At 35.5% G+C, this 17,580-nt stretch carries 20 protein-coding genes and 1 other annotated feature; of the genes, 1 reads left to right on the top strand and 19 read right to left on the bottom strand.

Going from position 1 to position 17,580, the window contains the following annotated elements; translation table 11 throughout:
* Nucleotides 1-224 precede the first annotated feature (224 nt).
* Nucleotides 225-767 (top strand): transcription repressor NadR, encoded by a 543-nt coding sequence (locus tag NiCM35_RS08160; RefSeq protein ID WP_047943611.1) that lies wholly within the window; start codon nt 225-227, stop codon nt 765-767.
* Between the two features lie 75 nt (nt 768-842).
* Here NiCM35_RS08160 and pheA read toward each other — a convergent pair whose 3' ends face one another.
* The 19 genes from pheA to NiCM35_RS08255 all read right to left on the bottom strand — a co-directional run bounded on the left by pheA (nt 843) and on the right by NiCM35_RS08255 (nt 17,562).
* The gene (gene pheA / locus NiCM35_RS08165) at nt 843-1,694 is read right to left on the bottom strand and encodes a prephenate dehydratase (RefSeq protein ID WP_095331605.1); all 852 of its coding nucleotides are present in this window, start codon (nt 1,692-1,694) and stop codon (nt 843-845) included.
* 119 nt (nt 1,695-1,813) lie between these two features.
* On the bottom strand, nt 1,814-2,269 hold the full coding sequence (locus NiCM35_RS08170) for an ACT domain-containing protein (RefSeq protein ID WP_047943609.1): 456 nt from the start codon (nt 2,267-2,269) through the stop codon (nt 1,814-1,816).
* A 174-nt stretch (nt 2,270-2,443) separates the two neighbouring features.
* Nucleotides 2,444-3,733, bottom strand: a complete 1,290-nt coding sequence (gene obgE, locus NiCM35_RS08175) for a GTPase ObgE (RefSeq protein WP_047943608.1) — start codon at nt 3,731-3,733, stop codon at nt 2,444-2,446.
* Between the two features lie 192 nt (nt 3,734-3,925).
* Nucleotides 3,926-4,474: a Spo0B C-terminal domain-containing protein gene (locus tag NiCM35_RS08180; RefSeq protein ID WP_095331603.1), complete on the bottom strand. Its 549-nt coding sequence runs from the start codon at nt 4,472-4,474 to the stop codon at nt 3,926-3,928.
* A gap of 491 nt (nt 4,475-4,965) precedes the next feature.
* Entirely contained in the window at nt 4,966-5,256 is a 291-nt protein-coding gene (gene rpmA, locus NiCM35_RS08185; RefSeq protein WP_016201696.1) for a 50S ribosomal protein L27, read from the bottom strand.
* Between the two features lie 17 nt (nt 5,257-5,273).
* Nucleotides 5,274-5,606 (bottom strand): ribosomal-processing cysteine protease Prp, encoded by a 333-nt coding sequence (locus NiCM35_RS08190; RefSeq protein ID WP_123258042.1) that lies wholly within the window; start codon nt 5,604-5,606, stop codon nt 5,274-5,276.
* A 12-nt stretch (nt 5,607-5,618) separates the two neighbouring features.
* Entirely contained in the window at nt 5,619-5,927 is a 309-nt protein-coding gene (gene rplU / locus NiCM35_RS08195; protein WP_016201698.1) for a 50S ribosomal protein L21, read from the bottom strand.
* 15 nt (nt 5,928-5,942) lie between these two features.
* Nucleotides 5,943-6,022: a sequence feature (ribosomal protein L21 leader region), on the bottom strand.
* An 81-nt stretch (nt 6,023-6,103) separates the two neighbouring features.
* Nucleotides 6,104-7,543, bottom strand: coding sequence for an Rne/Rng family ribonuclease (locus NiCM35_RS08200; protein ID WP_433779176.1), 1,440 nt, complete (start codon nt 7,541-7,543; stop codon nt 6,104-6,106).
* A 143-nt stretch (nt 7,544-7,686) separates the two neighbouring features.
* Nucleotides 7,687-8,553 (bottom strand): M50 family metallopeptidase, encoded by an 867-nt coding sequence (locus NiCM35_RS08205; RefSeq protein ID WP_095331599.1) that lies wholly within the window; start codon nt 8,551-8,553, stop codon nt 7,687-7,689.
* Nucleotides 8,546-9,316, bottom strand: coding sequence for a M23 family metallopeptidase (locus tag NiCM35_RS08210; protein ID WP_095331597.1), 771 nt, complete (start codon nt 9,314-9,316; stop codon nt 8,546-8,548). The genes NiCM35_RS08205 and NiCM35_RS08210 overlap by 8 nt, the downstream gene beginning before the upstream one ends.
* A 260-nt stretch (nt 9,317-9,576) precedes the next feature.
* Nucleotides 9,577-10,380, bottom strand: a complete 804-nt coding sequence (minD, locus tag NiCM35_RS08215) for a septum site-determining protein MinD (RefSeq protein ID WP_095331595.1) — start codon at nt 10,378-10,380, stop codon at nt 9,577-9,579.
* 1 nt (nt 10,381) lies between these two features.
* Entirely contained in the window at nt 10,382-11,059 is a 678-nt protein-coding gene (gene minC, locus NiCM35_RS08220) for a septum site-determining protein MinC (protein WP_123258043.1), read from the bottom strand.
* Between the two features lie 598 nt (nt 11,060-11,657).
* Complete coding sequence (gene mreD, locus NiCM35_RS08225; protein WP_095331591.1) at nt 11,658-12,173, bottom strand: rod shape-determining protein MreD; 516 nt, start codon at nt 12,171-12,173, stop codon at nt 11,658-11,660.
* Nucleotides 12,170-13,060: a rod shape-determining protein MreC gene (gene mreC, locus NiCM35_RS08230; protein WP_095331589.1), complete on the bottom strand. Its 891-nt coding sequence runs from the start codon at nt 13,058-13,060 to the stop codon at nt 12,170-12,172. Before mreC ends, mreD begins: the two co-directional genes overlap by 4 nt.
* A 21-nt stretch (nt 13,061-13,081) precedes the next feature.
* Complete coding sequence (locus tag NiCM35_RS08235; RefSeq protein ID WP_047943598.1) at nt 13,082-14,104, bottom strand: rod shape-determining protein; 1,023 nt, start codon at nt 14,102-14,104, stop codon at nt 13,082-13,084.
* Between the two features lie 168 nt (nt 14,105-14,272).
* Nucleotides 14,273-14,956: a RadC family protein gene (gene radC / locus NiCM35_RS08240; protein WP_095331587.1), complete on the bottom strand. Its 684-nt coding sequence runs from the start codon at nt 14,954-14,956 to the stop codon at nt 14,273-14,275.
* A gap of 60 nt (nt 14,957-15,016) precedes the next feature.
* Nucleotides 15,017-15,595: a Maf family protein gene (locus NiCM35_RS08245; protein ID WP_095331585.1), complete on the bottom strand. Its 579-nt coding sequence runs from the start codon at nt 15,593-15,595 to the stop codon at nt 15,017-15,019.
* Nucleotides 15,596-15,904: 309 nt separating this feature from the next.
* A complete protein-coding gene (locus tag NiCM35_RS08250) occupies nt 15,905-17,005 on the bottom strand; it encodes an SPOR domain-containing protein (RefSeq protein ID WP_164463671.1) in 1,101 nt (366 codons plus the stop codon).
* A gap of 101 nt (nt 17,006-17,106) precedes the next feature.
* Entirely contained in the window at nt 17,107-17,562 is a 456-nt protein-coding gene (locus tag NiCM35_RS08255) for a prepilin-type N-terminal cleavage/methylation domain-containing protein (RefSeq protein ID WP_095331581.1), read from the bottom strand.
* Between the last annotated feature and the right edge of the window lie 18 nt (nt 17,563-17,580).

A 17,580-nucleotide genomic window follows, 5' to 3' on the forward strand; every position in this document is an offset into this window, starting at 1 on the left:
AAAAATAAATTGGTTTATTCATTTAGATATTCTTTTGGTAAAATAGAAAGAAAGAAAAATAAATACTGAGTTCTCCCTTTCAAGTGAAACAGGCTAACTGCCACTATTTTTAAAGTAAATGCCAAATAAATTTGTGTTGTTACCTTTACCGGAGATAACAGAAAAAGCAGATAAAGAAAAGGAAGCTTTCTAATCAGAGTAACTGCAACAAAAGGAGAGATTGGATGACTGAATCAAAAAAAATGCTTGGTGAAGAAAGAAGGGCTTATATTCTTACTTTACTAAAAGAGAAAAATCGACCTTATACCGGCAGTGAACTTTCAAAATTGACAAATGTTAGTAGACAAATAATTGTTGGAGATATTACACTGCTAAAGGCGAAAAATGAACCAATTTTGGCAACTAGTCAAGGCTATTTATATTTACAAGAATCAAAACCGATGCTCTACGAAAGAATTATTGCGTGTAATCATCCACCAGAAAAAACGGAGGAAGAGTTAAATATCCTTGTTGATAATGGAGTAACTGTTAAGGATGTCACAATTGAACATCCAGTATACGGCGATTTGACGGCTTCCATCCTCGTCTCTAATCGAAAAGAAGTGAAACAATTTATGAAGAAAATTAAGCATACAAATGCTGCTTATTTATCTGAATTAACGGCAGGTATTCATCTGCATACCATTACCGCACCATCCCTTGATACATTACTAGAGGCAGAAGAAGCTTTACGAAAAGCAGATTTTTTAATGGAAGAAGAAGCTTAACGTAAATGACAAAAAATCACTAAGACTTTAATCGTCATTAGTGATTTTTTGTCATTCTTCGTATAGTGGTTCTATCTATTCCGTCATGTAATAAGGATAACTCCCCAGTATCTTTACTTCACAGCCTATTGCCTCTAATTCTGCAATAGCACCTGGTATTAATACATCATCCATTTTTCTATCTAAGTCAATAAGAAAGAAATAATTCCCTAATCCAGTTTTTGTTGGCCTTGATTCAATTTTCACTAAGTTTAGTTTTCTCCATGCAAAGGCAGACAATACTTGATGGAGAGCACCAGAACGATCGGCAGGCAAAGTGACCATAAGACTTGTTTTATGACCAACCAGTTGACTTGTTGTTGCTGAATAATGTACAGGATTTTTCGATAAAATGAGAAAACGAGTATGATTATTCATTGAATCATGAATATTATGTTTTACAATCTTCAGACCATATTCTTCAGCTGTTAGCAAATTGCCAATAGCAGCCCCGTTGATATGCGGATTTTCTTTAACAAACTGTGCTGCTGCTGCTGTTGACGTCATATACTCACAAGCAATCCCGTTTAATTCTGTATGTAGAAACTTATGGCATTGAGCAATTGCATGGGAATGACTATAGACTACTTCAATTTCTCTCCATGTGTCTTCCCGGAATGGATGAACCATTATATGTTGTTTTATCGGAACCGTCACTTCCCCATGAATAGGTAAAAATACTTCATGTATTAAATAATCTAATGTAATGTTGACCGATCCTTCTAATGTGTTCTCAACCGGAACTAAAGCAACATCCACTTTATCTTCCATCACAGCATCGAGGCAATTGGGAATGGTTAGAAAAGGAATGGATTCCACCCCAGGAAATTGCTGATTTACCGCCATATTTGTAAATGTTGCTTTTGGACCTAAGTAGCCTACTTTCACTTCTTTCTCCTCCAAAAAAAAAATTATTTATTCTGAATTTAATCTTTATAAAAAGAAGATTGACTGAAAAAGTCATCTTCCTAATAAACAACAGGGTCTCCTTATAAATAAATGACTTTTTATGCGCCCGTACTCAAAACGTCCACTTTCTCCACAAATTCAAGCATACGCAATCGCTCTAACAACATATCAATGGATATTTCCATTTCTGCGGTATTTAACGACAGTGTTACATTGGCTCTTCCTTGCAGCGGAATCGTTTGATGGATTGTCAGTACATTGCATCCAGCAGAAGCAACAACACTTAGCAATTTAGACAAGGTACCCGATCGGTCTTCAATATAAAAGAATAACGTAATCAATCTTTCTTTCACTATTGTGTGGAAAGGAAAGATTGTATCACGATATTTATAAAACGCACTTCGGCTTAGGTCTACCTTTTTTACTGCCTCATGGACAGATTCTGCTTTTCCTCTTTCTAAGAGCTCTTTAGCATCTAGGGTTTTGCGCATTGCCTCTGACAGTACATCTTCTCTTACAATAAAAAATTTATGATCTATTTTACTTTGTTTCATCTGCTCACCCCTATAAGGTATAACGGATACTTAATATGTATGATAGAAATAACTCTGGTTTATAAGAACTAGACATTTCGATTTAGTCATTCTATTCCGTATGAGAAACTGCCCTCTCGTATTATTTATTTTTACGAGAGGGAAGATCTTTCATCTTTTTTAAACCATGTTTTCTTAGTCAATGAATTCAAATTCATATTCCATTAACTTTACAGTATCTCCATCTTTAGCGCCACGCTGACGTAATGCTTCATCGATGCCCATGCCGCGCATTTGACGAGAGAATCTGCGAACAGACTCATCACGAGAGAAATCTGTCATCTTAAATAGCTTTTCAATACCTTCACCTGAAAGAACAAAGCTACCATCAGGATCTCTTGTAATATAGAATTGACGCTCATCTACTTCATGTTTATAAACAACGCGGTGAATACCTGCTTCCTCTTCTACTTCCTCTAATGGGAACTCAGGAGTATTCTCTAATTTATCCGCAATTGCAAAAAGAAGTTCACGCAGACCTGATCTAGTTAAAGCGGACACTGGAAAAATTGGATAGTCTTCCTCTAATTTTTCTTTAAATACTTTAAGGTTTTCTTCTGCATCTGGCATGTCCATTTTATTAGCAACAATAATTTGTGGTCTTTCTAATAAGCGCATATTGTATTCCTGAAGCTCGTTATTAATCGTAACATAGTCCTCATATGGGTCTCTGCCTTCAATAGCAGCCATATCAATCACATGGACAATAACTCTTGTACGTTCAATGTGACGAAGAAACTGATGACCTAATCCGATACCCGAATGAGCTCCTTCAATTAACCCCGGCAAATCCGCCATAACAAAACTTCTATTATCTTCTGTTTCCACCATTCCTAAATTAGGAGCGATTGTTGTAAAATGATAGTCAGCTATTTTTGGTTTGGCAGCAGATACAACAGACAGCAATGTAGATTTACCAACACTCGGGAATCCAACTAAACCAACATCTGCTAATACCTTTAACTCCAGAGTAACATCTCTTTCCTGACCTGGTTCCCCATTTTCCGATAATTCTGGGGCAGGGTTAGATGGACTTGCAAAACGAGAATTTCCTCTTCCTCCACGACCGCCACGTGCAATTACTGCTTGTTGGCCATGTTCAGTTAAATCCGCAATAACTTCTTTTGTATTCGCATCTGCAACGATTGTACCAGGCGGAACCTTGACAATCATATCTTTGGCATTGCGACCATGCTGATTTTTTGACATTCCATGCTCTCCGCGAGGTGCTTTGAAATGACGTTGATATCGGAAATCCATTAAAGTACGCAGACCTTCTTCTACTTGGAATATTACATCTGCACCTTTTCCACCATCGCCACCAGCTGGGCCACCTTTTGGAACAAACTTTTCTCGGCGAAAGGCTACCATACCATTTCCGCCATCTCCGCCCTTCACATAAATCTTAACCTGATCCACAAACATAAATTTATTTCCTCCTATTAAGAAAAACATAAGCAGCTTACTTGTCTAATAGTGAACAAGGACTAATCCTTATGAAAGGAGGGTTGCTCTCCTCACTAGAAGGACTAATTATTTTATTCCTACAAACATTTGCAGCTATTTTTTCTAAAAATCACAATTTTCTTTTATGCTATTGCAAACAAGTCCTTCTTATTATTTACCTGTTTGCTCTCTATCCATCCAAACTTCAAATAGGAGTTCTTCTTTTCTCATTTCAATATTTTCCAATTTCAAATGAGAAAAAGGTTGATGAAGAAATTGAAACATAGATTCACTATCTAACAGCTCTCCGTTAAAATCAACATACAAACGAAATCCTTCTACCATGGAATGAATGGAGATGTATAAATGATTATCTGCAAAGGGTTTGCTATATTGATTTAACGTCTGGAAAAATAAGGTTGTCCATTTGGCAAGTATTTCATCTTCTGTCCCTTGACATTTTTCTTCGGCCAACACTTCATATTCCAATCGAAAATAATAATTTTCCCAGTTTGCGATTAATAATTTTGTAGCAAATTGTGGAATATCTAGATTTGATAACTTAGCTTCTTGTTTTGTCTCTGTAATAATATCATTAATAATTTCTTTCACTCGATCCGGTTTATTTAAATCCAAATTCCCTTTTATCAATTGAATTTTATTTAGCCAATCATGACGAACATGTCTTAAAAACTCTATCGTATTCCAGTCTTTATTCATTCTTGTACTCCTACAAAGGTTATTAAGTCTCAGAAGACTGCTTGAAGTAAGTATAACAAAAAATGAACCATCTATGAACAAAAACGATAACTCCATCATGTTAGCCATTCAATTATATCCACTTGAACTTTAGGTTTTCGCTACTGGAAATATGAATTAAAAAATACCCGTTTTCTAAAAGTTCTATCCAATTTATGCACCAAGTTATTTTGGGTTGATTCGATAAAGAAATGTTGAAAGCGAAGTATATGAAGACTGTGGTAACAACAAACTATATACATAAGAGGCAACCTTCTTGATTGCATACAAAAAAGCAATTGATTTCTCTCTATTTTTCAACACTTAGACAAAAAGCCCCTCCTGCTTTTTGTCTAAGTGTTGAAATCATCCTTCACCTATCTGATCACAACATATATTCTTAATCAAAAAAATCTATCCCTTAACAAACAGATAGGCTGACCCTATACGAGCCAGCCTATCTGATCATTATCTTATGCTTCTTGTGCTACTGGGTATACGCTAACTTGTTTGCGATCACGACCAAGACGCTCAAATTTAACGATTCCGTCAACTTTTGCGAATAGTGTATCATCGCCACCACGACCAACGTTTACTCCTGGATAGATTTTTGTACCGCGTTGACGGTAAAGAATGCTTCCACCAGTTACTAATTGACCATCTGCACGTTTAGCTCCTAAACGTTTAGAAATGGAGTCACGTCCGTTTTTAGTAGAACCTACCCCTTTTTTAGATGCAAAAAACTGAAGATCTAATCTTAACATTTCGTTCCACCTCCTATTTAATTATAAGTGATAGTTACGTATTTTCCATAGTCTCGTTCAATTGTTTCTAAAGAAACAATCATTCCCTCTAATAGAAGTTGAATTTTATCTCTTGTCTCTGCCGGAATATTTCCAGGAATCGTACAAGAAATAAAACCTCCATCCTTTCCTTGCTTTATAATGGGTGTAATACCAGTAAGAGAAATAACGGCATTAATGCTTCCAAAAGAAACAGCTGATACTCCTGCACACACGATATCATCCCCACTATTCGCAAAAAGAGCATGACCACTTATCGTAAAGGAATGAATGAGACCATCATTCGATTTGTTAATCGTAATTTCGATCATACAAATTCAACCTTATGCGTTGATCTTTTCGATAACGACTTTAGTGTAAGGTTGACGATGACCTTGCTTTTTATGATAATTTTTCTTCGCTTTATATTTGAAAACGATGATTTTCTTTTGACGGCCTTGTTTTTCAACTTTAGCTGTAACAGTAGCTCCTTCAACAACTGGACTTCCTACTTTTACATTTTCTCCGCCAACGAAAAGAACTTTATCAAAAGTAACAGTGTCACCAGCTTCACCGTTTAATTTCTCGATGTAGATAGCTTGACCTTCTTCAACTTTGATTTGTTTTCCGCCTGTTTCAATAATTGCGTACATTAAACTGCACCTCCTTAATAGACTAAGACTCGCCAATGACAGGCGTTTTGCGAAGCAAAAGCTTAATTACCTGCTATGTGCGGTTGTAGAGCACGGGTGCTACAAACAACATTAAAATACTAACATGTTTAAAAGATACTGTCAATCATATTATCTATTATTAGCTTTATGGTGAATCATTTAACCATTCGAATAAAATAATCCGGCTTTGGAAATTCAGCTATTTCCATTTTAATCATAAAGCCTAATACTTCCTCTAATCGTTTTTTATGTTTATTTCCTACTCCCGTAAATAGAGTATGGACATCTTGTGATACGATAACTTCCACAAGTTCGATATCCATATGGCGATATTCCCATAACTCTCTTTCTAATTGAAAGGCCATACTACTTGCGCTATTCACTAAGCCTGTGCCTTCGCAAATCACACACTTACTTTGCAGTGTTTCGGATAAGGATTTCATCGTTTTCTTTCGGGTGAGCTGCAATATTCCTAGTGTAGTAAATCCAATTACTTTCGATTGTCTATTATCTGATTGCAATTCCTTCTCCAGGATATCCAGCACTTTCTTTTCTTCCTCGCTCTTCATATCAATAAAATCAATTAATATAATGCCAGAAAGGTCTCTTAATTTAATTTGCCTTGCAGCTTCCTTTGCAGCAAGTATATTTGTTTGAAAGACCGTTTGCTCTAACTGATGTTTCCCTTCATATTTACCTGTATTTACGTCAATAATAGTCGCCGCCTCAGCCTGATCGACTATCAAATAGCTGCCATTTGTTAGCCAAACAACTCTTTTCAAAGCTTTATCTATTTCCCTTTCGACATGGTAATAAGAAAATAAATTTTCATTTCCTTGATGAAACGAAACAGTTAAATGGGGGTACATCGCTTGCCATTTTTTCTGCTCTTCAAGACTATCCACAATGACTTCTCCCTCTTTCATTTGTTTAAAGAGAACATTCAACTGTTTAGTAAATTCATCATTTTCATAGACAAGCATTATTTTCTTTTGGCTAGCTTTTTGTTCCAATCTCTTATATTCCTGCCGTAATGCTTCGAGCTCTTCCTTTACTGTTTCTTCCGAACAATTAGCTGCAGATGTGCGAAAGATTAAGCCTTCTTTGTCTGTTTTTATACGACTCCCTATGCTTCTTAACTCTTTTTGCGCAGTATGAGAATGAATTTTTTTGGATACCGCTACATATCGCCCATAAGGCATATACACTAAATGCTCTCCGTTAATCTCAATTATCCCCGTTATTTTAGCACCTTTTGGCCCAGCAGCATCTTTTATTACTTGAACTAATACTCGTTCTCCTTGTTTTATATAAGAGGAGACACTTTTCTTTTTTTTCTCCTCTAAAGTTCCATCACTCCGCACAAATGAAGCCATTTTCTCTCTCGGCAAATAGGCTCCTTTGCCTTCCCCAATTTCTACAAATGCAGCGTTCATTCCTGGGATCACCTTTGTCACTTGTCCTAAATAAATATTTCCAACAGTTGTTTTATATTGCGGCTGCTGGACATATATTTTTTCTACTTTCCCATCTTTTAGATAAGCAAATCTATTTTCTCTTGTTTTTATATTAATGATTACTTGATTCAACATCATACATCCTCTTTTTCTGGTTATCCTTTTATTGTAGCTTAGATGAAATGTTTTAGTAAACTTAAGGACCTATTTATTGGACAAATTTCAAGTAAACTCTAACTAAAGAGATCTCATCAGTAATCACCGTTTTAACTATGTATATCTTATAAGACGCATAGTATTTCTTTTATTTTTGCCGTTACGTTCTTTTCTTTAAAATAAACATGTAATAGCTCATTCTCATCCAAAATCGTGTTTTCTTTCCGCTTGGACCTTACAATAATCGGATGTTTGCATCCTCGATGAAATCGCTCTAACACATCCAATAAGGAATCGTCTTCTTGGACTTCTAGAGGAAGTAACTTTCTTAATTCAGTCGATTTCCCATAATATCGTTCCAGTAAAAATCGCATAAACAGAAACCTTCTTTGTTTCCATTCAAAATAAATAGAAAAAACTAAAAAACTAATAATAATCCATGCATTTACATTCTTCGGCATCATAATAAGAACCATTAACAGAAAGATTAAGGTTCCAACAATGGAAAAATAAAGCGTATATTTATGAGATTTGGGAAAGGAATTTTTCAAGGAAAATAAAAGAAACATCAATTTGCCACCGTCCAATGGCCAAATTGGTAGCAAATTAAAGAAAAGGATCATGAAATTATATTGAATAAAGGTATGATACAAGGATTCTGTGAAAATCCCCCACTGCCATAAAAGAAACCCTAATCCAACCAGCCAAATATGCTGTATAGGTCCAGATATTATAACGATTGCCTCTTCTCGCAAAGGACGATTTCCGTGTTCATCCATTTCCGCCACTCCGCCAAATGGTAATAAAGATATTTTCTTTATTCTCCACGAAAAAAATGCGGCAGCAAACGCATGACCTAATTCATGAATAAAAATAATCATAAACAATAAGCATAATTCATAAAAATGGGCAGTCATTACCCCGATAGCAATGACAACCCATAATAGTGGATGAATATGAAGGTACTTAAAAACGCTAAGAAACCTATTCAATTTCAATCACCTGTAAAGGATCGATAAAATCATCATTTTGCTTAATCGCAAAAAAGAATAAACCTAATGTTTCATCTCCTTCATATCTTGAAGCGTTTCCAACTTTTGTTCCTTTTTTAATATTTTCATATAACTTTACATCCACTTCTTCTAAGTTGCCATACCATGATTCACTCTGATCACTATGCTTAATAACGACAGTTTTTCCAAAGCCTTCTTTCTCGCCAATAAAGGTAATTTGTCCTTCATTAAAGGATTGTACCGTTGTATCTACTCCGGTTTCTATCGCAATTCTTTGCCCGTTTTTCTGAAATTCTTCTAATACCTTACCAGAAGCAGATAAAGCATATTGTTGCAATTGTTCTGTATCTTGTTCTTTTCCTTTTTGTTCCGGTAAAAAAGCTAATGGTTTACCGAATTTCTCTTCATACCAATCTGTAACAACCATAAAATTAAATTCTGTCGACATTGCTTGTCTAATCGCATTTTCGACTTTTGCTATTTTTGTGGATGGATGGTCTACTATGATGGCAACAGCAAGAAAAAGAATAGCTGCTCCTAAAATTTTCAACATAAATAAATCTTTTCGAAATAAAGGGTGAATTTTAGGAGGGTAATTTTCCTCTTTTGATGAAAACGTATAATCGAAGTTGTCCTCTTCATCAGACCAAAGCACTCGGTTATCAATATTTTTTTCTATTCTCGCCCGTTCTTTTCTTCTTCTCTCGATTTTTTTTCTAACCTCATCATTTCTTGACCCCATATACTCCTCTCCCCTAACATACTTGTCCTCTTTACCCTATATTTATGTTAGGGAGCTATAAGTTATGCCACTAATAAAAGAATGGTAGAGATATAAAAAAACTGTAAAGAAATAAATTGATTACGCATGAATCAATTTACTCTTTACAGGGCCAGCTATTACGATTATCTCCTATCAGCAGATAGAAGTTTCGTTCATATTTTAAAACAGTTTCGCAACCGACTTATTTATACAAGTTTATAAATTTACAATCGTTGTATTTATCTAGCACCAAAGAATGTCTTAATTTTTGCAAACACGCCTTTTGATTCTTCTTCTAACTGCTGCAAAGGAACCGTTTCGCCTAAAATTCTTCTTGCAATATTTCGGTAAGCAATCGCAGATTTACTATTGGGGTTTAAAGCAATCGGCTCCCCGTTGTTAGAAGCTCTTATAACCGCATCATCATCTGCTACAATTCCCAATAAATCAATGGATAGATGGCTAGTTACTTCATCAATATCTAACATATCGCCATTTTTCACCATATGATTTCTAATTCTATTGATAACAAGCATAGGAGGTTCCATCTGCTCTTCTTTTTCCAATAACCCAATTACTCTATCTGCATCTCTAACAGAAGATATTTCAGGAGTCGTAACAACAATGGCTTTATCCGCTCCAGCCACTGCATTTTGATATCCCTGTTCAATTCCTGCAGGACAATCAATGATGATATAATCATAATCTTGCTTTAAGCGAAGAACCAATTCTCTCATTTGATTTGGTCGTACAGCCGTTTTATCACTCGTTTGCGCAGCAGGTAATAAATATAATAGATCATCAAATCGTTTATCTTTCACAAGCGCTTGATGAATTTTACATCTTTCCTCCACCACATCTACTAAATCATAAATGATACGATTTTCTAATCCCATCACGACATCAAGATTTCGCAAGCCAATATCTGTATCTATTAAACAAACTTTTTTCCCTTGTAACGCAAGTGCTGTTCCAATGTTTGCAGAAGTGGTCGTTTTTCCAACTCCACCTTTTCCTGATGTTATAACAATTGCCTCTCCCATCTTAATATCCTCCTTCCAATTTCAGCAAATTAGGTCTTAAATGTGGTAATACTTGTAATCTATCAATCTTAATGACACTGTCATTCACATATGCACATTCCATTTCTCTTGTTTTTTCAGATGAGGTATTTCCAAGCTCTCTCTCAATAAAACGACTAATTCGAATTTGTGTCGGTTTCATAACGGACGCAGCAATGACCGCGTCATCCTTCCCATTATATCCAGCATGAGCTATTCCTTTTAACTGTCCCATAATATAGATGTTGCCGCCGGCGATTACTTTTCCACCTGGATTCACATCACCTATTAATAATAAATCACCGGGGACCTCTAAAACTTGACCAGAGCGCACAATACTGGTTATCGATTTCAATTCATTTTGTTTTAGCCAGTTCTCCGCTTCTTTCTTTGTCACTAAATTACTATTAATCGCTTGAACAGTTAAATTTTGTTTTTCCTGAATGAGATGAATAATGGTTTCTTTTTGTTCATCTGTTACATATCTATTTCCAAGCTCTACTGTCACTTTTATGTCTCGATTTTCATTATGTAGACTGGAGCTCTCATTCAATTTATACTGTAATTCCTTTAGTAGATCCTCGTAAGAACAATTATCATATAGATGCAAACTCAGCCCATTTTTTGTTCCTTTAATTGTTACTAGTTGCCTTTTTTTCATTTCAAGTTGTTCACCTCTGTAAGAAAAGCGTAAGCGTCTCTTTATCCTGCTTGGACATAAAGACATAATACATCTATTTCATCCACCATACTAATAGTCTATCGTTCCTTAGATATAAGACGCAAATGCTCGGATATCGTTATACTTATAAATCTCACTTTGCATAAAAAAGCGCAAACATCCTTATCAAATAAAGAAGAGCTATCGATTCTAAACAAGTATCATGCTGTCTATTAGATGATACAAGTCTCCTAATCGATCCAACAATTTAATTTGATAGATGGTTGGCACTTTAACTTAAAGCATTTACTGCTTTGCATAAATGCTGTTTCCACATGCAAAAATAATGTTTTACTTCTCCGTTCACTTTTTAAATAAGTGTCTTTCACCAACACTATGATATAACATTAAAGACTTTAGACCTTTATTTCTAATTCCTTTTTATATCATTCGACAAACGCTTTTAAAATTCCTTTTCGAGCTAAATATATTTCTTCTCAAAAAGAACAAAAGACAAATAGTCACTAATCAAATAAATTTCAGATTGTTGACAACTTAATGTCCAACCTGAAATTTATTATCATGCATTCTAACTATATCATTCTTTTAACTCTGCTGCATACTTCTCAAATAATCGTTTATAAGGATAAGCGACAATGATGATAAAAATAAGATTTAATCCTAAAGACGGTAGAAGTCGTAAATGTAGGAAACTCGCAAAATCAATCGTTGTCAAATTTATCACTTTTATCATTTGATACACAATCATTTCCAGTGCCGAAACAGCGAGTAAATTCATCACAGATACAACAACAATATTACTATGAAAAATTTTCATCAATTTATTAAAAATATAAATGATAAAAGGAAAAGTAAAAAAGTAGATACCTAAAATTTCTGTATAAACAATATCAAAAAGTAGTCCAAAAACAAAGCCATATATGACACCAACATTTCTATTTCCATAAACAGAAAAGAAAAGGATAGTAATGAGCAAAAAGTACGGGACAAAAATCCAGTTTTTCCCAAAAGGATCTGTAGGGAGCAACTCAAGAAATACACTCTCCAAAATAAACATAAAGGAAATTAAACAGCCAATTAAAACTTTTCTCATTGTTCTTCCTCTTTAGGAGATAACGCTGCCCTGTCTACCACCATTACATGCTCAATATCATAGAAGTCCGCTGCCGGCTTAATGTATACTTTCTTCTGCAGTCCATTTTCATCTGGCTCTACTTTATCTACTGTACCAATAGCTAATCCCTTCGGAAAGACTCCACCCATACCTGAGGTTGTAACAAGCTGACCTTTTTTCACTTTCAACCCATTAGGAACTTCTTCCCAAGTCATAATTAATTGCTTTGTTTCTTTATCATAATCAGCAATAATCCCAAAAACTTCGGATTTTTCTTTCTTCTTTTTACCATCATCTTTTGACTGAATAAAAGCAGAAATTCGATTAGCTGGATCTTCAGAACTAAGCAGCTGCACAGTCGCAGTATTAGGTGCTACTGACTTTATTTTTCCTATTAACCCAGCAGAAGTTATAACCGCCATATTTTTCTCTACGCCGTCATTATCTCCCCGATTAATGGTAACTAGTTCTGTCCATTGAGAAGGATTTCTCCGAATTACCGTTGCTTTCATAAGTGTGTAGTCACTTAATGACTCTTTTTCTTCCAATGTTTCCTGTAATGCCTGTACATCTTTTTTGAGACCTTGAACCTGATATTTAAGCTGAGCATTTTCCTCTAGCTTTGCCTTTAATTCTTTATTCTCTTTATATGTATCTTGCAAGGATTGGACATTATCAACAAAACCCACCACATAATGGGCAGGTCTAGATACAAGGGTTTGAACCCAGCCGGTAGTATCCTTTACGAATTGTTCCGGCCAGGTTAATTTGTTTCGATTACTCAATGAAAACCCTATTAATGCCACGAGAATAATGATGCTAACAAGCAATATAATCAAGCGTTTATTCATAAAAAACTGTGGCATGCTTCTACACCTCTACTAAAATTATCGTGAATCTTTTGCTTTATTTTTGAATAAATGAATATGGTCTAAAGCTTTACCAGTTCCGATAGCTACACAATCCAATGGATCTTCTGCTATCACAACAGGCATTTTTGTTTCTTCACTGATAACTTTATCAAGATTACGAAGCAATGCTCCACCACCTGTTAGAACTATACCACGATCCATAATATCTGCAGCTAATTCTGGAGGCGTTTTTTCTAACGTTACTTTGACTGCATCAACAATTGCAGCAACTGTATCTTTTAACGCTTTCGAAATTTCATCTGCAGTAATTTTAATTGTTTTTGGAAGACCTGTTAATAAGTCTCTTCCGCGAATATCCATGTTTTCAATTTGATCTGGGTTTCCAGCACTGCCAATTTCCACTTTAATGCTTTCAGAAGTTCTTTCCCCAATCATCAAATTATACGTTTTACGAATATAGTTAACGATTGCGTCATCCATTTCATCACCAGCAATGCGAATGGATTGACTAGTAACAATACCACCAAGGGAAATAATAGCTACCTCTGTTGTACCACCACCGATATCAACAACCATACTACCAGTTGGCTCCCACACTGGAAGATTAGCACCAATAGCAGCAGCAAAAGGCTCTTCAATCGTATAGGCATCTCTTGCACCAGCTTGACGTGTTGCATCAATTACAGCTCTTTCTTCTACAGCTGTAATGCCTGATGGTACACAAACCATTACATACGGTTTGCCAGAAAAATAGCCCTTATTCTTTGTTGCTTGTTTAATGTAATATTTCATCATCGTTGCTGTTGTTTCATAATCTGCAATTACACCATCCTTCATAGGACGTAGTGCAACAACATTTCCTGGTGTTCTACCAATCATATTCTTTGCATCGTTACCAACCGCTACAATGCTCTTTGTATCGGTTTGTAGTGCAACAACTGACGGTTCTCTTAGTACAATTCCTTTACCTTTTACATAAACTAGCGTATTTGCTGTTCCTAAATCAATTCCAAGATCTCTTGTTCCAAAACCTAACATAAATGTATCTCCCTTTCTGAAACTAATGCAATATTATAAAGTAGGTAGATGTTCTCCTCTTTGTAATTTCCTTTAAATGTTACTTATCTATATTTTGTCATGTTTAGACATAAATAGCCAAAAAATCATAAATTATATTATAGCTTATATCTACAAAAAAGAACAGTATCATACATACCCTTTTTCTTTTAAGCTGATAAATTTATTTTCCCCAATTATGATATGATCTAGCAGATCAATACCAATTATTTTTCCACATTCCACTAATCTTTTTGTCACTTCAATATCCTCTCTGCTTGGGGATGGATCGCCTGATGGATGATTGTGAAGACAAATGATAGAAGCTGCAGATCTTCTAAATGCTTCTTTATATACTTCTCTAGGGTGGACGATACTAGCATTTAAACTACCAATAAAAATGACTTGCTTATGCATGACTTGATTCTTAGTGTTTAAATATAGACAGACGAAATGCTCCTGAGTTAGAAATCTCATTTCATTCATCATATATTTGGCAGCATCCTCTGGTGATCGAATACAATATCGATCGGTAAATTCTAAATTGGAAACACGTCTCCCTAATTCAATTGCTGCCATCAATTGAATCGCTTTTGCCGTTCCAATTCCTTTCATTTCTTTTAACTCATCAAGACTTGCATCCTTCAATAAGCGAAGTCCATCAAAATGGACTAAAAGTTTGTTCGCTAATGTTAATACAGATTCATTTTTGGAACCTGTTTGAATCAAGATAGCAAGCAGTTCATGATTTGCTAAACTTTTTGGTCCCTGTTTCATAAAACGTTCTCTTGGTCGTTCATCATTTGGAAAATCTCTTATTAATAGTGAATCCATTCTTTCTTAGTTCCTCCCTATCATTTGATTTTGGGAAGAAAAGAATAAGGGACCTTTGAATTATTTAGGCATATTGAAGCCTTTCGCTTTCAATTCGCGTACCGTTCGAGAAATCGGAAGACCGACTACGGTGAAATAATCTCCTTTAATTTCTTTCACGAGCGTTCTGCCTACTCCTTGAATTCCATACGCACCTGCTTTATCAAATGGTTCCCCGGTGTCTAAATAATCGTGTATTTCTTCATCTGTTAATTCCCAAAATAACACGTCTGTTTTTTCATAAAATGTGGAACATATTCCATTTGCCATAATGGCGACACCAGTGTAGACAGAATGCGTTTTGCCAGAAAGTTCTCTTAACATACGAAACGCTTCCCCATGCGAAGCAGGCTTGCCTAATATCGCACCATTAAGATATACTATCGTATCAGCACCTAGTATATATGGATACTGTTCATCAGCATAAATTGCTTCAACTTTTCGTCTCGCTAATTCCATGACAATTTCATTAGGAGAAAGAGAAGGATCGAAACTTTCATCTACATTACTACTGGATATTACAAATGGTATTTGGAGTTCTTCAAGGAGCTCTTTTCGTCGAGGAGAAGAAGAGGCCAATATGAGGGTTTGCTTTAACATGATTACACCTACCTACTATTTCAAATTGTGAGATACAGATTAATCCTATCAAAGAATTCGCCGATATACAATTTTGAAACGAAAAATTTTATATAATAGTAAATAAAATGTAATATGACGAAATTTGTAGAAATATTTATACAATTAATACAAAAGATATTTTTGCCTATTTAGTTGTATTGCGGCAGATAATCTATACTCTAGTCAATCGTTCGAAGCTGTATAGATGGGGTACCATTCCCCATCAACTTTCCTTTGAAACAAAGAAAAGGAGCCACCGTTTAATAAACAGTGCGCTCCCCTAATCCATTATAATGAGACATATACAGCTAAATAGTCTAGCAATTTCTGGTGAACTTCCGCTATTTCGTTCTCGCTGCTCTTTTCCTTTAATTTTATGGTAAGCTCACCACCTTCTAAAAGATAGGCTGCCATTTTTTTTACTTTTTCATTAGTAAACTTGGCTGTTTTTTTCTCGTCGACTAGAGAGAGTGCCTTCTCTAGCTTATTTTTATCCTCCGTTGCAATAGATTGATCAAATTGAACACTTGTTACCATTTGCAGAATGGCAGAATAGATAGCGGACGATCCTTCAATAATCTCCTTCTCTTCTTTCGAGACATTTTTCACTTCATTGCCACTAAACACCATCTCTTTTGCGTAAGTATCTTTTACTTGTTTCTGCCATGCTTTCGCATTCTCCAAATTACTCACAACACCAACAAGAAGAAACTGCTGCTTATCTATCGGAAGAATTTGACTCTTCTTCCCTGCATCTGTTAGCTTCTGCTGCTCGCTTTTCGCACGCTCTACATTAGAGAAAACTCCCTTTTGAAGGACATATGTAGTAATATCCGGTTTGGTAGCACTTTCTGTTGTCGATACAGCTTGTCCACTTTTAGGTTTATCGGAAGAATCATTGGCCAAAGCTGCTATTTTTCCATTTGTAGTGTTGCTTTGATCATTGCTTACCATGTTTAATAAAATAAATCCAAAGCTAGTGCCTAAGATGACAGCAAAAAATACAGCAAAGAAAATAGAAGCAATTACTTCCTTTGGCAACCGCTTTTTCTTTCCCTCTTTCTCTTTTTTGCCTTTTTTGAATGGTTGCTTGTCCTTTTTATTTACAGACGATTGAAAGCTAAATATACTTTTTTCTTTATTTTTTGCTGGAATTTCCTCTGATGCGGGCAAAATCCAATCAAAGCTTTCCTCAAATTCAGCTTCTTGTCCAGCCGCAGACTCTTCTTTAAAAATATCCTGTTCTTTTCCTTCGCTATTTTGATCCTTATAAAAAACAGAAGGTTCACTCCGCTCCACCATGTCGTCATTGTCCTTATTTTGGAATGGACGGTCATTTCCGTTGATCTTAATCGTTATCGTTTTGCGATTCTCCGGTTTTTCATTCACTCGTCCTACCCCCATTTCCATTTATTTCGTTAATCCTATCATACAAGCAAAAAAAAATAACAAGACTTTTGTCGTCTTGTTATAGAATGATTTCGTCAAATTCAGTTGTTGTTAGACACAATCTGACTTGGAGAAAGATCGTTATATTGTATAGCTTGGTCTACTCCCTCTTCTTCTGTACAAAGCTTCCGATTTTCCCCTTTTAAACAAACAGCAATCGCTATGTTATTTTGAATGGTTACATAGCTTTTATCTGATGGAACTAACTCTCGATCTGTATCTGGATCATGAAACGTGCCCATATACCCACTTTCAACAAGTTCAAAGTAAGTGATTCTTTCCTTTGCATCTGCTCCACTAGTTGTCGCTTCCTTAATATAAAAATCAGTAGCTTCCTTCATATTCCATGCGTTTGCAATAAAAGCTCGATCGCGCATATCTCCTATTACTTTTAAGACAGAGGGAATCGCTATTGCAGCTATTATTCCAAGTATGACAATCACAGCAAGCAATTCCATCAAGGTTAATCCCTTATTATTTAGTCTAGTTTTTAGCATCGCTAGACCCACCTTCTT

It is taken from the genome of Niallia sp. M35 (assembly GCF_050971705.1).
GTDB classification, from domain to species: Bacteria; Bacillota; Bacilli; order Bacillales; family Cytobacillaceae; genus Niallia; species Niallia circulans_A.

Bases quoted from the DNA above. Each gene is read 5' to 3' on its own strand.
- NiCM35_RS08160 (WP_047943611.1), top strand. From the start codon at position 225: ATGACTGAATCAAAAAAAATGCTTGGTGAAGAAAGAAGGGCTTATATT.
- NiCM35_RS08170 (WP_047943609.1), bottom strand. From the start codon at position 2,269: ATGAAACAAAGTAAAATAGATCATAAATTTTTTATTGTAAGAGAAGAT.
- obgE (WP_047943608.1), bottom strand. From the start codon at position 3,733: ATGTTTGTGGATCAGGTTAAGATTTATGTGAAGGGCGGAGATGGCGGA.
- NiCM35_RS08180 (WP_095331603.1), bottom strand. From the start codon at position 4,474: ATGAATAAAGACTGGAATACGATAGAGTTTTTAAGACATGTTCGTCAT.
- rpmA (WP_016201696.1), bottom strand. From the start codon at position 5,256: ATGTTAAGATTAGATCTTCAGTTTTTTGCATCTAAAAAAGGGGTAGGT.
- NiCM35_RS08190 (WP_123258042.1), bottom strand. From the start codon at position 5,606: ATGATCGAAATTACGATTAACAAATCGAATGATGGTCTCATTCATTCC.
- rplU (WP_016201698.1), bottom strand. From the start codon at position 5,927: ATGTACGCAATTATTGAAACAGGCGGAAAACAAATCAAAGTTGAAGAA.
- NiCM35_RS08200 (WP_433779176.1), bottom strand. From the start codon at position 7,543: ATGATGTTGAATCAAGTAATCATTAATATAAAAACAAGAGAAAATAGA.
- NiCM35_RS08210 (WP_095331597.1), bottom strand. From the start codon at position 9,316: ATGGGGTCAAGAAATGATGAGGTTAGAAAAAAAATCGAGAGAAGAAGA.
- minD (WP_095331595.1), bottom strand. From the start codon at position 10,380: ATGGGAGAGGCAATTGTTATAACATCAGGAAAAGGTGGAGTTGGAAAA.
- minC (WP_123258043.1), bottom strand. From the start codon at position 11,059: ATGAAAAAAAGGCAACTAGTAACAATTAAAGGAACAAAAAATGGGCTG.
- mreD (WP_095331591.1), bottom strand. From the start codon at position 12,173: ATGAGAAAAGTTTTAATTGGCTGTTTAATTTCCTTTATGTTTATTTTG.
- mreC (WP_095331589.1), bottom strand. From the start codon at position 13,060: ATGCCACAGTTTTTTATGAATAAACGCTTGATTATATTGCTTGTTAGC.
- NiCM35_RS08235 (WP_047943598.1), bottom strand. From the start codon at position 14,104: ATGTTAGGTTTTGGAACAAGAGATCTTGGAATTGATTTAGGAACAGCA.
- radC (WP_095331587.1), bottom strand. From the start codon at position 14,956: ATGGATTCACTATTAATAAGAGATTTTCCAAATGATGAACGACCAAGA.
- NiCM35_RS08245 (WP_095331585.1), bottom strand. From the start codon at position 15,595: ATGTTAAAGCAAACCCTCATATTGGCCTCTTCTTCTCCTCGACGAAAA.
- NiCM35_RS08255 (WP_095331581.1), bottom strand. From the start codon at position 17,562: ATGCTAAAAACTAGACTAAATAATAAGGGATTAACCTTGATGGAATTG.